The 15,585-nt window shown below is 47.9% G+C and carries 9 protein-coding genes; 8 read left to right on the forward strand and 1 reads right to left on the reverse strand.

The genetic code is table 11. The annotated features are described in order from the left end of the window. Positions 1 to 164: 164 nt before the first annotated feature. Together C8N47_RS16140 and C8N47_RS16145 are read left to right on the forward strand one after the other, a co-directional pair. On the forward strand, positions 165 to 1,595 hold the full coding sequence (locus tag C8N47_RS16140) for an arylsulfatase (protein WP_107823607.1): 1,431 nt from the start codon (positions 165 to 167) through the stop codon (positions 1,593 to 1,595). 203 nt (positions 1,596 to 1,798) lie between these two features. Then, positions 1,799 to 3,049: a PNGase F N-terminal domain-containing protein gene (locus tag C8N47_RS16145; protein ID WP_211316178.1), complete on the forward strand. Its 1,251-nt coding sequence runs from the start codon at positions 1,799 to 1,801 to the stop codon at positions 3,047 to 3,049. A 206-nt stretch (positions 3,050 to 3,255) separates the two neighbouring features. Here the strand turns inward: C8N47_RS16145 and C8N47_RS16150 are convergent, their stop codons facing one another. Next, complete coding sequence (locus C8N47_RS16150; protein WP_107823609.1) at positions 3,256 to 4,029, reverse strand: FadR/GntR family transcriptional regulator; 774 nt, start codon at positions 4,027 to 4,029, stop codon at positions 3,256 to 3,258. A 146-nt stretch (positions 4,030 to 4,175) separates the two neighbouring features. Between C8N47_RS16150 and C8N47_RS16155 the strand changes: the two genes are divergently transcribed. The 6 genes from C8N47_RS16155 (at position 4,176) to C8N47_RS16180 (ending at position 15,432) form a co-directional block, all read left to right on the forward strand. Then, positions 4,176 to 7,409 (forward strand): SusC/RagA family TonB-linked outer membrane protein, encoded by a 3,234-nt coding sequence (locus C8N47_RS16155; RefSeq protein WP_107823610.1) that lies wholly within the window; start codon positions 4,176 to 4,178, stop codon positions 7,407 to 7,409. A 12-nt stretch (positions 7,410 to 7,421) separates the two neighbouring features. Beyond that, positions 7,422 to 8,909, forward strand: a complete 1,488-nt coding sequence (locus C8N47_RS16160; protein WP_107823611.1) for a RagB/SusD family nutrient uptake outer membrane protein — start codon at positions 7,422 to 7,424, stop codon at positions 8,907 to 8,909. A gap of 88 nt (positions 8,910 to 8,997) precedes the next feature. Next, positions 8,998 to 10,623: a sialidase family protein gene (locus tag C8N47_RS16165; protein ID WP_245915733.1), complete on the forward strand. Its 1,626-nt coding sequence runs from the start codon at positions 8,998 to 9,000 to the stop codon at positions 10,621 to 10,623. A 19-nt stretch (positions 10,624 to 10,642) separates the two neighbouring features. Further along, positions 10,643 to 12,607, forward strand: coding sequence for a family 20 glycosylhydrolase (locus C8N47_RS16170; protein WP_107823613.1), 1,965 nt, complete (start codon positions 10,643 to 10,645; stop codon positions 12,605 to 12,607). Positions 12,608 to 12,620: 13 nt separating this feature from the next. Beyond that, the gene (locus C8N47_RS16175; protein ID WP_211316179.1) at positions 12,621 to 14,756 is read left to right on the forward strand and encodes a GDSL-type esterase/lipase family protein; all 2,136 of its coding nucleotides are present in this window, start codon (positions 12,621 to 12,623) and stop codon (positions 14,754 to 14,756) included. 1 nt (position 14,757) lies between these two features. Further along, complete coding sequence (locus C8N47_RS16180) at positions 14,758 to 15,432, forward strand: GDSL-type esterase/lipase family protein (RefSeq protein ID WP_107823614.1); 675 nt, start codon at positions 14,758 to 14,760, stop codon at positions 15,430 to 15,432. The last annotated feature ends 153 nt before the right edge of the window (positions 15,433 to 15,585 follow it).

The following is a 15,585-nucleotide window of genomic DNA, read 5'->3' on the forward strand; positions in this document are numbered from 1 at the left end:
AATGCAGATAGACAATTGAGGCGGCTTAAAGAGTTAAACGAATTGAAGGCTTAATTAAACTGCAAATTGATTTTATTTGTTGGTGAATCCTTCGTGAAAGTCCAATAGACGTTATGAAAAGCGTAAAATAATATTTTGACTATAATTTTAAAAAGAATCTGAATATGAACAATACATTGCTTTTGGCCGGAGCTTCCCTTTTTTTGGGTACGGCCTGCACCGGCACTGCAAAGAACAAGCCCGAGGAGAAACCCAATATCGTCTACATTTTGGCCGATGATATGGGCTATGGCGATTTAAGCTCTTACGGACAGCAAAAGTTTCAAACGCCAAACATCGACAAACTGGCGAATGGCGGTATCCGGTTCACGCAGCATTACTCCGGTTGTACCGTATGTGCACCGTCGCGTTCTTCGTTGATGACCGGCATGCATACGGGGCATACGCCTATCCGGGGAAATTATGAAATGGAGCCTGAAGGTCAGTACCCGATTGCCAAAGAAACTTTTACGGTGGCCGAAATGCTGAAAGAGGCTGGCTATGCGACCGGCGCTTTCGGAAAATGGGGACTGGGCTATCCCGGTTCGGAGGGCGATCCCAATAGGCAGGGATTTGATGAGTTCTACGGTTACAACTGCCAGCGACAGGGCCATAACTACTACCCGTACTATTTGTGGCATAATCAGCAAAAAGAAATACTGGAAGGAAACAAAGATCACGAAACGGGTGATTATGCCCCGGAGCTGATTCACCGCCAGGCCTTGAAATTTATCGAAGACCATAAGGACGAACCCTTCTTTTTGTACTATCCGTCCATCATCCCGCATGCCGAGTTGGTTGCCCCGGAAAATTACATGGAAAAACATCGCGGGAAATATGAGCCTGAGAAGAACTACAAAGGTGTTGACGAAGGACCTTCCTATAAAAACGGTGGTTATTGCTCGCAACCCGAAGCGCATGCCGCTTTTGCAGCCATGATCAATCTGTTGGATGACCAGGTTGGCGAAATCGTTGCGAAACTGGAAGAACTGGGGATTGCTGATAATACCTTGATCATTGTCACTTCCGATAACGGTCCCCATATGGAAGGTGGTGCCGACCCGAACTATTTCAACGGCAACAATGTATTCCGCGGTTTTAAACGCGATTTATACGAAGGTGGCATTCGGGTGCCCATGGTTGCCGCCTGGCCCGGAAAAATTAAAGCCGGTCAGGTGTCGGATCATATTTCAGCCTTTTGGGATATGATGCCCACCTTTGCCGATCTGGCAGGTGTGAAAACGCCGGAGAACATCGACGGAATTTCGATGCTGCCAACATTACTGGGCGACAAACAACCCGAGCACGATTATCTGTACTGGGAATTTCATGGCTACGGCGGCGACAAACAAGCCATCCGTCAGGGAAAATGGAAAGCGGTTCGGAATCACATCGAAGCGGAAGATACGCCAATCGAGTTGTACGATTTGTCGGCAGATCCATCCGAGCAGACCAACATCGCGGAGCAGTTCCCCGAAAAGGTTGAAGAGATGAAGGCGCTGTTTGATCAGGCGCATCAGAAATCGACTATTTTTCCCTTCGCCTACGAAAAGTAGAGCGACTGGCGGAGCGCGCTGAAAGCTGTTTCAGCTATCTTTGCACGCGAAAAAAATAACAGAAAAAATCAGCTGCCCGACGATGTAAAACAGTCGGGCAGCTGATTGTATTTTAGAATGCCGGGTTTTGGAAGCGCTTTTCAGAACCGAAAAACGAAAAAGCAGTAGAAGCCGTTAAAACCTTAAAACAACGATTAATAAAGATGAAGAACAGAACAAGAAGAACGTATTGGACAATGTTGTTAGTTGCGCTCGCCGCGACGGGCTGTAACCAGCACCAGGAAATTCCCGCGCAGGGAGATCAAACAATTCAGGTGTTTAATGCAGAGCCGGTTCGGTTTGCGCCGGACGAAAATTGCGATGGGCTCACTCCCGACAGCGATGGCCTGGTTTGCTTTGCCAACGGCCGAATTATCATGAAAAAGTTAACGCTTCCGGTTTATCAGCGGCAGGTGAATGTAAAGGCAAAGATGACCCTTAGCTCGGCGGGCGACCGCTGGGATAAGTCCGGCTCGTGTTTTATCATCCCGGCAGGCTCCGAGAACAACCTGTTGAACATCCTTCGTGGTGACGCAAGTTTCCCCAAAACAGGGGAAGAGCTGGAAGGCATGGCCGGGATTGTGCCCGGAGACGGTTATCAGCCATCCATCGAGCTGATGCGCTTTATGACGCCCTTTGGTGTGGGCTATTATAACGACAAAATGGAGTTGCGACGCCCGCCTTATATTCCCGAGTGGGCCGAAAATGTGGTGTGGGAACAGGATGTGACCGACTTGCTTTCGGAATTGGAGCAGGATGTGTGGATTGGCCTTTGGATTGACACCTGGACGCCGGAGGGCTACACGGTAAGTCTGGAGCTGAACTTTGATGAAACCGAAGGACCTTGTTATGCCAAGCCAAAAACCAAGCTGCTTCCGCTGGTCAATACGGTTTATTATACCGGGCCGCAAACCTATCCCGATATTTTTGCCCGCAAGGATGTGGTGGTTACGGCTAGCGTGCCCGACAATGCCACCAATGTGCGCTTGAAATACATCACGACTGGGCATGGTGGCCATTCGGGAGGCGACGAATTTGTGAAAAAGGAAAACATCATTTACGTCGATGGACAGAAAGCCTTCAGCTTTGTGCCCTGGCGCGACGACTGTGCTTCGTTCCGCCGGTTTAATCCGGGCACGGGCACCTGGTATGCCGAAGAACGCGAAGGTGAGTACCTCGATTGGAAAGCAGGCGGATACCAAACAGCCACCATGCACGAACGGGTAAGCTCTTCCGATTTCAGCCGCTCGAACTGGTGCCCCGGCTCCAGCGTTGTGCCCGAAGAGATCGCTTTACCCAACCTGAAACCCGGGCAGCACGAATTTAAATTCAGCATTCCCCAGGCGCAGGAAGTTGATGGAGATAAACTAAACCACTGGTTGATCTCGGCCTACCTGGTTTGGGATGTTAAATAATACCACAGCCCCAACACCGAGAAGCAGGCCGAAGCGATTTCGGCTTGTTTTTTTTATCAATGCTTAGAGATTTTGCAAGTTTGATTTCTACGAAGGTTGAATAATGAAGGATATGGTTTTAATAGCCATGTTTAACCTGAAAACATCCTTCAATGCGGTTTGGAAACCCTGCCTACCGCAGGAAACCGCATCCCCCGAAGAGCAAGTTATTTTGTAGCCTGATCTTTTCCCGCCGGGCTTTTCTTTTCCGCTTTTGCCGATTCGGCCTCCAGACTGAAAATGCGTTGAAAATGGTTGGCCAGGTGTTTTCGCATCGCTTTGCGGTATTCTGACGCTTTGCCGTTTCTGATGATTTCAACCAGGCCTTTGTGCGACACATAACGCTTGTTTTTCACCGGTTTGTACAAAAGCCCGCTTTCGTACACATAATTGAACACCGGTAGCAGGATATTCTGAAAATTCCGCAAGGTCTCGTTTTGCGTCATTTCATACAGCTTTCGGTGAAATTTGATTTCGTGCTCAACATCAAACAGCACATCATCACTAAAGTCCGGTTCTTGCTCTACAATCTGGGCTAATTCTTCCAGGTCTTCTTCCGTTTTATGGGCAAAAATCAAATCGGCAATCCCAATCTCTAAAACCAGCCGCAGTTCGAACACATCTTTCAGTGTTGCATTATCCAGAATATGCGGAATCATCGATTTCTGAAGAAGCGAGCTCAGGTTCGGGCTCTTTATAATGGTGCCCTTGTGTTTGATCGATTCAATCATGCCCATGGTTTTTAAACGGTTCAGCGATTCGCGAATCACCGTGCGGCTAACGCCCATCGCTGCGGCCAGCTCAAGCTCCTTGGGGATTACATCACCGGGCTGTAGTTTCTTAAGTGTAAAAAATTGAATGAGTTGCATCTCCACCTTGTCCACCAAACTTCTAGTGTCGATGGTTTCAAATGAATTGCCTGTAGTAGATTGTTCTTTCATATTAATTCGTGTATATGTAATACATAACGCAACAAATTTCCGAAAATTATTTGGATTTCAGAAAAACTTTTTTTTAAATTTACCGTATCTAATATGTAATACATAAGACAAATGTAAGGCGAACTAAACTTTAATCTATGAGAAAAATGAAAGTAAGACTACAGTATTTGGGCTTATTGCTGCTTTTTTCGATGCTGACCAGCTATGGTTTTGCACAGCGGAGCATCTCGGGTAGCATAACAGAAGCCGAAACGGGAAGTCCCCTGCCTGGGGCAACAGTACTGGTTCCCGGAACGACCATCGGGACCATCAGTGATTTTGACGGTGTTTACAAAATCACCCTGCCGGAAGGCAAAGATCAACTCCAGTTTTCAATGATCGGTTTTGAAGTTCAAACGGTAAGAATTGGCGATTCCGATGTAATTAATGTGGTGATGAAAACCGAAACTACAGCTTTGAACGAAGTGGTGGTAACCGGTTATTCTACACAATCGCGGGCCGAAATGACCACTTCTATTGCCAAGCTGGACACGAAGAATTTGGAAAGCGTGCCACGCTCCAATGCGGCAACAGCTTTGCAGGGAACCATTGCCGGTTTGAAAGTGGTACAAACAACCGGGCAGCCCGGGTCAACTCCTTCGTTGACTGTGCGAGGTGGTACCAGCTTCGACGGAACAGGTAGTCCCCTGATTTTGGTCGATGGGGTGCCGGGATCTTTTTATGCCTTAAACTCGGATGATATCGAGTCGATGGAGGTATTGAAAGATGCTGCTTCAACCGCCATTTACGGTGCACGTGCGGCCAACGGGGTGGTTTTAATTACCACTAAGAAAGGGAAAGCCGGAAAGTCAAGTATTAATTTCCGGGCCAAGTTTACAACCAACAAACGTCGTGAGGATCCGATGAAATACCTCGGTGCTGCCGACTATGTGAAGTTTAACCGTTTGGCGGTAAGAGCAGCTCAGGATGTAATGGGCTATGCCTGGTTGGATCAATTCCTGACTGGTGCACATGCTGCCGCTACGGGTAACAACACCACCAACTCGATTTATACCACCATGTACCTGACTGCCGATAACGAGTATTTGTTGGACTACGACGGATGGCAAACCATTGATGACCCCATCGAACCGGGCCGTACTTTGCTCTTCCAGGAGAATAAGATGAACGAGTTGTTCTACCAAAACAGTAGTGCGCAGGATTACAGCTTGTCATTTGACGGTGGTAATGATCAGGGAACCTATTATATGGGCCTTGGTTACATGGACGACAAAGGTCTGGTGTTTGGTTCAGGCTTCAAACGTTACTCAGGAACCTTCAATGGTTCGTACAAGATGAATGAAAATCTGAAAGTTTCATCGAACCTGATCTATGCGCATTCCAATCAGGATTTGCCTTACGACAGCGATTATAACTTGTTTCAGCGGACCGCCGGTTTGGCGCCTACATCGCGGATTTATAACAACAATCCCGACGGAAGCCTTTCGGATGAATACCAACCGGGAACTTACCTGGGCTTCGGTAACCCGCTGTACTACCGCGATAAATTCGTGAAGTACAACCTGGAACAACGATTAACAGGTTCGGTGCAAATGGATTATTCCTTCTTAAAAGATTTTACCGCAACGGTTCGTGCCAGCCACTTTACCGTCAATAATTCAAACGAATCGTTTAACAAAGCTTATCTGAACTCCGGAAGTTTGAATACTGAGCGTGTATCTTCTGCTTCACACCAAAGAACTTTGCGCAATCAGTTAACCGCTCTGTTAAATTATAAAAAGTCGTTTAATGACGTACACAATGTAACAGCCCTGGTGGGTACCGAATATTTTAAAGAAAAGTATTTCTCATTCAGTGCTGCAACACGTTTGTCGCCAACTGATTTGATTTACACGATGAATGTAGGTTCCGAGGCCAGTGGCGTTCCTTATTCCTACCGCACCGGTTACGAAATTGCTTCCGTGTTCGGACAGGTGAACTACGACTACGATTATAAATACCTGTTTGGATTTACCTTCCGTCGCGACGGAACATCTCGTTTGGGAAATAACCAATATGGCTTCTTCCCCGGTGTTTCAGCCGGTTGGAACATGCACAACGAGGATTTCTTTAAAAAATCAAAAATCGCTTCGGTGGTTACCAAAATCAAACCTCGTGTAAGTTATGGGGTGAATGGTAATATTGATATCCTCAGTAACTTTGGCGTGTTCGGAACTTATGCAGGAACTTCTGTTTACGACACGCAGGCCGGATATGCCAATACGCAGTTACCCTTACTCGATTTGAAATGGGAACGCTCAACAACACTGAACTTCGGTTTGGATCTGGGCTTGTTCGACAACCGGGTAACAGTAATTGGAGACTACTTCATTCGCGATGTGGAAGACAAATTGGCTAGTTTGACTTTGCCGCTTTGGACCGGTTTCTCATCGATTACCACCAACAACGGTACCCTGAGAAACAAAGGTCTGGAACTGCAGATTGATGCGAATGTTGTGAAAGCCGGCGATTTTAACTGGAATGTTGGCTTAACCTATTACCGCGTGCGTAACTTCGCCCATAAGTTACCGGCCAATGGTGTTGCCAAGAATCGCCAGGGAGGTACCGAAATTTATGACGCTAAAACCGGAGGAACAAAATATGTTGGTGGTTTACAGGAAGGTGAACGCGTGGGCTACGACGTGATTACGGCTTATGTATTTGATGGTGTTTACCAAACGCAAGCCGATATTGCAGAGGATGCTGGCCGTACGGTTGAATTTGCGACCCAAAAGAATACCCGTTTCCTGGGAGATACCCGTTGGAAAGACCTGAATGGCGACAACGTAATCAACAACCTCGACCGCGTAGTGATTGGACGCAGAACGCCGAAATTTACCGGAGGCTTAACTTCTGATTTCAGCTATAAAAAATTGAGCTTATTCGTGAAAACCGACTTTGCCGTTGGACACCATATCATCAATGGTCGTCGCGTAAAAGGGATTGCACAAACCCAGGGGAACCAAAACGGACCGGCAGAGATCGCCGATTCTTGGACTACGGAAAACCCAACATCAAACATTCCGATCTTTACTTTGGTTGACCGTCAGAGAAACCACCTGGCTGCCGGTGGCGACCAGGGATCGATGACCAGCAGTAGCTCGCGGATGTGGGAAAAAGGCGATTACCTGGCTTTGCGCGAAGTGACCCTTAGCTACGACCTGGACGGCGCAATTGCCAACAACTACTTCCGCAATATGCGCCTTTATGTGAGTGGTTCGAACCTGGCCTACTTTAACGGCTTCTCGGGTAGTTCTCCCGAAGAATCATCTTCAGGTATCGACAGCGGACGTTTCCCGCTTCCACGAACAGTAACCTTTGGTGTAAACGTAACCTTTTAATCACGACCAATTATGAAGAATGCAATATTATTAATACTATTCGTGTCCATGGGCTTTTTTACCGCTTGCGATTTGGACATGCAGCCTGAAAGTGAGTTAACCTATAACGGCTATTGGGAATCGGAAGAAGCGGTGAAAGCAGCGCATGTCGGAATTTATGCGAGCTATCGAAATTATGCTTCAACCTTATGGCAGATGGGAGAGCTTCGCTCCGATATCTGGGGCGGAAACACAATTGAATCGCCTTCCGGTCAAGATTTAATTGATAACAACATTAGTACAACGGTCGTTCATTTCAGTAGCTGGGCCAATTTCTACGGGCTGTTGCACTATGTGAATGATTTTATTAAAAATGTGCCCAATGTTACTTTTGCCGACGAGGACGAGAAAAACCATCTGCTGGGGCAGGTCTATGGTATTCGGGCTCAGATTTACTACACCATGGTGAAAGCCTGGGGTGACGTGCCTATTTCGACTGAGCCATTGCTTGAGGTGAACCTGGAAGCTTTGAAAAAACCACGCTCACCCAAAGCAGAGGTGATGACCCAAATTAAGAGCGACATCGCTCAATCGTTGCAGTACTTCGGCTCGGATAACAGCTTGTGGTTGAATAAAAACGTGTATTGGTCGAAAGCAGCAACATTGGCCCTGAAAGGCGATGTTTATCTTTGGTCGGGCAAAGTATTGGGAGGCGGTAATGCCGACTATACGGAAGCCAAGTCTGCATTGTCGCAGATTGCCGGATTTGACCTGGTTGATTTTGGTAGCTTGTGGGGACAGGATAATGAAAATAACGATGAGTTCATCTTTGCTTTCGATTATCAAGAAGATCAAGCCTCAAACTTCTATGCGTCATTTACAGGCCGGGCAGTCGATCTGGCAAGTCTGTTTGATGAAGAAGGCACAACAATGGCTGGTTTTGTGGTAAACGGAGCCAGCCGCTATGGCCCGACTGATAAAACGCTGTTGCTGCTGGACGATGAGGACGATCAACGCCAAAGCACGTTCATTCGTTTGTACGACGACGGAGCTGTCCACGTACCTTATGTCGCTTCGGAGGGTGCTTATAAAGGTGCTGTCTTAACCAAATTCCTCGGTATTGTGGGCGATGACGGAGCTCGTAAAAACTATAACAATGTTCCACTTTACCGTTATGCGGATGTGTTGCTTTTGTTGGCCGAAGCCAAAAACAACCTGAGTGAAGATCCTTCAGCAGAGATCAATGCGGTACGAGAACGTGCTTACGGCGAGAACTATGCCGGGCATGAATATACCAACGGATCGGTTGAGGAAAATACCCAAGCCATCCTGGACGAACGTTACAAAGAGTTCATTGGCGAAGGAAAACGCTGGTGGGATTTGGTTCGCGCTGGTGGTAGCTATGTTTTCGACGAGGTGGCATCGCTGGATGCTTCTGAAGCGTACAAAATATACTATTCAATTTCCGAAAGCATGATTGCCAACGACGACCAGTTGGAACAAACCGACGGTTACGAATAATTAAATCATTACCACCTAATAGAGGTCATGAAAGGAGAGGAATTTATTCCTCTCCTTTACAAAATAAAAGAAACCAGAAAACAGAACGATGAGACAAACAGCATTCACTTTCGTATTGGCTTTGTTGCTGATGAGCTGTGGAACAACAAAGTATACGAATGTAGACGAGCTGGAGCAGATTGATGCGATCCGGCTGGAAGAAAAACAAGTACCGCTTTTTGCAGGAACCGACAACAACGAGCCTGCCTGCCTGGTGATCACCGGCGATTCAACACTAAGCCCGGTTGAGCTGGCTGAAATCAACCTTCAGTTTACCGACGACAGCGATTTGTCGGCCCTGGCTTCTCTGAGCCTGGTGAAGCAATCGGGAGAGCAAGGCGAAGTTGTTCAAACAATAACAGACTTCAACAGCCCGGTTATTTTTAAGGGGCCGTTTTCCACAACGGCCGGAAAACAGGTTTTTAGCTTTCGCTTCGAGGTGAAAGCAGATGCCAACCTGTTATCGACCATTCAACTTGAAAATGTAGATGTAAAACTGGCTACCGGCGAACGGCTGCAGGCTGCTATTGATGCACCGCTGAGCCATCGTTTTGCACAAATTTTACGTGCTGCGGGGCAGGATAATTGCGACACCTACCGCATCCCCGGGTTAATCACAACCAACCAAGGTAGTTTAATTGCCGTTTACGATAATCGCTATAATAATAGTAAAGATTTACAGGAAGATATTAACATCGGTATGAGCCGAAGCACCGATGGCGGTCAGACCTGGGAACCCATGAAGGTGATTATGGATATGGGTGAGTGGGGTGGCCAGCCCGAAGAGCTAAACGGTGTGGGCGACCCGTGTGTGTTGTACGATCCGGTGAACAGCACCATCTGGGTGGCAGCTTTGTGGCTGAACGGATTCAGCAAGGATCAGATGGCCTGGTGGGTTTCAAAACCCGGACTGTCGCCGCAGGAAACCGGGCAGTTTTTACTGACTAAAAGTACCGACGATGGCCTGACCTGGTCAGAACCAATCAATATTACCGAACAGATTAAAGATCCGGCCTGGCAGTTGTTGTTGCAGGGACCCGGCCGGGGTATCGCCATGGAAGACGGCACGCTGGTTTTTCCGGCGCAGTTTAAAGCCGATATTGGCGAAAAATCGCTCGACGGGGGACAATATACGTCGCACTCAACCCTTGTTTACAGCAAGGATGCAGGGCAAAGCTGGCACATCGGTGTTGGCGCTAAATCGAACACCACCGAAGCGCAGGTCGTTGAGTTGTCGGATGGCAGCCTGATGTTGAACATGCGCGACGACCGCAACCGCAAAGATAAATCGGAAACCAATGGCCGCGCTGTTGCCGTAACTAAAGACTTCGGTCAAAGCTGGGAGGTTCATCCTTCGTCAAATTCAGCCCTGCCCGAATCAAACTGTATGGCCAGCATCATTTCGGCTGAGCTAAGCATTGACGGAGCTCCGAAAAGAGTGCTTTTCTTCTCGAACCCGAATAATAAAAACCAACGAACCAATATGACCATTAAAGCCAGTTTGGATGAAGGAATGAGCTGGCCGGCGGAGTACCAGTTGCAACTGAACGAAGCAGGTGGTTATGGTTATTCGTGCATGACCATGATCGATGAAAACACCATCGGTATTCTTTACGAAGGCGTAAAAGAACTCTATTTCCAAAAAATTCCCGTTGCTGCCATCCTCGGAAAATAGCAATATGAAAGGCTGAATTGTGGATAAAAAGCAAACATATTACAGCTTCCTGGCAGCCCTTGTGGCTGTTGGGATGCTTTTTTCATGCCGAACCGAGAAGCCGGTTCATCCGGCTTTAATACCCATGCCCCAACAACTGGTGTGGAGCGCGCAGCCCTTTGATCTGGCCGACAGCAGCACCCGTTTTGTACCGCGAATTGTAGAGGCTATTCCGCAAGTTCAGCTGAACAGTAATGAAGCCTATCGCTTGCAGGTTTCTGCCGATTCGGTTGTCCTGGAAGCGACAAGTGAAACAGGCCTTTTCTATGGCTTACAAACCGTAAAAGAGCTTGCTTTCCGGAAGCACGGCAAACGCTACCTGGCAGGCTGTTCTATTGTTGACTGGCCGGCTTTTGCCATGCGTGGCTTCATGCAGGATGTAGGCCGCAATTTCCAAAGCCTGGAAATGCTGAAAGAACAGATTGATGTGTTGGCTGCCTATAAGTTGAATGTTTTTCATTTTCATGTCACCGAAAATCCGGGCTGGCGCCTGGAAAGCAAAATCTATCCGCAACTGAACGCGGCGGAAAGCATGACCCGCCAAAAAGGCAAATACTATAGCCAAAAAGATTTTAAAGAACTGGTGGCCTACTGCCACGAACGAAAAATTACGCTGATTCCCGAGTTCGATATCCCGGGACACAGTGCTGCTTTCCGCAATGCCATGGGATTTGATACCATGAGCGACCCGCGTGTACAACCGGTTTTAATCGACCTGGTGGACGAACTGTGCACTCTGGCTCCGGCAGATGTGATGCCCTACATCCACCTGGGAACCGATGAGGTTTGGCACAGCTACGAAAAACCCTCCCCAACATTATTGTCGGCTTTGCTCGAACGCGTAACCCAACACCACGGCCGCGAACTTATTGTTTGGCGGCCCGGACAACATATTGAGGGCGATTCAGTTTCCATTACCCAACTTTGGTCGTCCGGCGGCCATCCCAAGCCGGGGCATCGCTACATCGACTGCCGCTTGAATTACCTGAATCACCTGGATCCGCTGGCCGGGATTCCCCAATTGTATTTCGAACGCATAAACGGTGCAGCCCATGGCGATTCGTTGCGGCTGGGGGGCATCCTTTGTTGCTGGAACGACAATAATATCAATGAAGAAAACGACATTTTAACGCAGAATCCCGTTTACCCGGGAATAGTTACCTACAGCGAAACTTCGTGGACCGGACAGAAAACCCACTTTGGCGAAACGTACCTGGCCAAGCTGCCCGAAAAAGGGAGCGAGCTTTACAATGAATTCAGCGATTTTGAAGACCGCTTGATCGAGCACCGCGATAAATATTTCGCCGGAAAACCCTTTCCCTACCTGAAGCAAACAAACATGGAGTGGAAGGTGCTGGGGCCGATAGCCAATGGAGGCGATGTGGATGCGACCTTTCCGGTTGAAGACACTTTGCAGGAAACTTATCAGATTGATACGGTCGGTTATGTCTGGCAGGGGCCTTTTGTTGGTGGTACCATTCACCTGAATCACTTCTTTGGTTACCCTTCATACTTCCCCAAGCAGGAGGGGACTTATTATGCCCGCACCCAAATCTGGTCGCCCAAAGAACAAACCGTGGGAGCCTGGATCAGTTTTCACGACTGGTCGCGCTCGGGCGGTCGGCGAGGAGGACCATTCCCGCAGAGCGGCGAGTGGCACAATACACATCCGAAGGTTTGGCTGAACGGGGAGCTGGTTGCTGCGCCCAATTGGGATCACCCGGGGCTGGCGAGCAATTCCGAAGAAATTCCATTCACCGATGAAAATTATTTTTTCCGAAAGCCTGAACCCATCCAACTGAAAAAAGGCTGGAACGAAGTGCTGCTGAAAATTCCGGTGAAAAAAGAAACCTGGAAGCGCATGTTCACCTTTGTGCCGGTAAGGGAAGAAAATGGAACAATGAAAGAAGTTGAAGGCCTGAAGTTTTCGGCTGAAATAAAATAAAAAGCATTTTAAAATGAAACTGCATAGGATAACTCTTTTGGTTGGACTGATGATACTCACGCTGGGGGTGTGGACAAAAGCCATGGCCTTCGCACCCAACGAGAAGTTTCACCGGAAAATTAAGGTCGCTTGCGTGGGTAACTCTGTAACCCGTGGCTACGGGTTGAGCAAGCCGGAGAAAGATTCTTATCCGTCGCAGTTGCAGAATTTATTGGGAGACGATTACGATGTCCAAAACTTCGGGCATAGTGGAGCAACGCTCTTAACGAAGGGGCACCGTCCGTATGTGGAAATGCCCGAGTATCGCCAGGCACAGAATTTTGATGCCGACATTATCATCATTCACCTTGGCTTGAACGATACCGATCCGCGCAACTGGCCCAACTACCGGGACGAATTTGTAACGGATTACATGGCCCTGATTGACTCGCTCTGCAAGGACAACAATCCGCAAGTTTATATCTGCAAAATGAGCCCGATTTTTAATGCGCACCCGCGTTTTAAATCCGGCACGCGCGACTGGTTTTGGCAAATTCAGGAAGCCATTGAACAAGTAGCCAGCAATAGCAATGCCGGACTGATTGATTTGCATGGCCCGCTGTATAGCCGTCCCGACTTGTTTGCCGATGCTATTCACCCCAATATCGAAGGGGCCGGTATTATTGCGCAAACTGTTTATGAAAACATTACAGGTGACTTTGGTGGATTAAGTCTGGCTCCGGTTTTTAACAACCAGATGGTGTTGCAACAAAAACAGCCCATTCCGGTGTGGGGAAAAGCAAATAGCGGAACCAAGCTGACACTGACCTTCGACCAACAAAAAAGAACTTGTACGGCCGATGAACATGGCAACTGGTCCGTTACTTTTGATCCGGTAGCTGCCGGCGGCCCTTACCGGCTAAAAGTAAAAAGCAATAGGAACGAGTCGATTGAACTCGACGATATTTTGGTGGGAGAAGTATGGATTTGTGCCGGACAGTCGAATATGGAGTTTCAGTTGAAGCAAGCGATCGATGCTTTAGCAGTGATTGATGGCGCTTCCGCTTTTCCGAATCTTCGCCTGTATAATTTAAAGGGCATTGTGCGTCCCGACAATGCAAGTTGGGATTCGACGACGCTCGTGAAGGTGAATCAACTACAATTTTTTGAGGGCAAATGGAAGCGAAGCAATCCCCACGATGCGGCTCAGTTTTCAGCAATTGGATACATTTTCGGCCGGCAACTGCAAAAAACGCTGAAGGTTCCGGTCGGACTGATCCAGATAAGTGTTGGGGGGGCTCCGGCAGAAGCCTTTATCGATCGCAAAACGCTGGAGTTTGATCCGTACATGGTGGATGTGCTCACCAATTGGAAACAAAATGATTTTATTCAGGACTGGTGTCGCAAACGTGCCGCTACCAACATTGAGTTGGCCAATAACAAGCTGCAGCGCCATCCTTACGAACCGGCCTATATTTACGAAGCTGCTGTGAAGTCGGTGGCCGGAATCCCGGTTGCCGGGGCGATTTGGTACCAGGGCGAATCGAATGCACACAATGCCGGTCATTACAAGCATGCATTTTCGGCTTTGGTGAAATCGTGGCGGATGGCTTTTAACCAAGCTGAAATGCCTTTTTATTTTGCCCAGCTGTCGAGTCTCAGTCGACCTTCGTGGCCCTGGTTCCGCGAAACGCAGCGAGAATTGGCACTCACAATTCCAAACACCGCCATGGTGGTAACCAGTGATTTGGGCGATTCGTTGGATGTGCATCCCAGACATAAAATAGAAATTGGCGAGCGTTTTGCAAACCTGGCCTTATCCCGCGATTACGGTTTGAAAAGCATTCCGGCCGGCGGACCTGCAATCCGTACGATTAGCCGGGACAAGGGGAAAGTGATTCTTTCTTTTTCAGGCGCGACCCAATTAAAAACGTCGGATGGTGAACCTGTCCGGGAATTGGAGGCGGCCGGACCGGATGGTCTTTTCCATTTAGTTAGCGCAAGGCTGAAGGATAATAAGATCATCATCGATTCAAAAGATCAAACGATAGAACAGGTGCGCTACGGCTGGCAACCTTATTCAAGAGGCAACCTGGTAAACGAAAACGGTTGGCCGGCATCCACATTCGAGCTCGAATGTACCAAACAGCTTACTACTAAAAACGAATGATATGAGGGAGAGTAGAGTCATATTAATAATTCTTTTGGCGCTTTACGTTGTACCGGCAGCAAAGGCTCAGGAGGCAAAAAAGTGGTCTCAATCTACTTTTTACGAGCAGCGGAGAACCCTGTTCGAAAGCCTTCCGAATACCAAAAAGGAAATCATCTTTTTGGGCAACAGCGTTACCAATGGTGGCGAGTGGGCTGAGCTTTTTCAGAATAAGCGCATCAAGAACCGTGGCATCAGCGGCGATGTGACCGAGGGTGTACTTTTTCGCCTGAATGAGGTGACCGAATCGAAGCCGGCAAAAGTGTTTTTGCTGATTGGCATCAACGACCTGGCGCGTGGAATATCGAAAGATACTGTTTTTAGCAACATCTGTAGAATCGCCGCACAAATTAAAGCCGACTCGCCGAAGACACAGCTATATTTGCAAAGCATTTTGCCGGTCAACCCCGATTTCGGGAAATTCCAGGGACATTGCTCCAAGACAGAAGAAATTTTATGGATTAACCAACAGTTGAGTGCGTGGTGTTCAACCCATGACGCACAGTTTATCAACCTGTTCGATCAGTTTAAAAATGACGATAACCAGCAGATGAACCCCCGCTACACCAACGATGGGCTTCATCTGTTGGGCGATGGTTACCTGCTATGGACGAAGATTATAAATCAATTTATATAAACAGTAAAAACCGGTTATTTATTTAACCACAACGATTTCATAAATTATGAGTATTACAATTAATAAAATTGAAGGGCTGGTTGCAGCTCCATTTTCACCGATGAAAGAAAACGGTGAACTGAACGTATCCGCAATTCCTGCTTATTACAACTT

The organism is Mangrovibacterium marinum, assembly GCF_003046625.1.
Lineage (GTDB): Bacteria > Bacteroidota > Bacteroidia > Bacteroidales > Prolixibacteraceae > Mangrovibacterium > Mangrovibacterium marinum.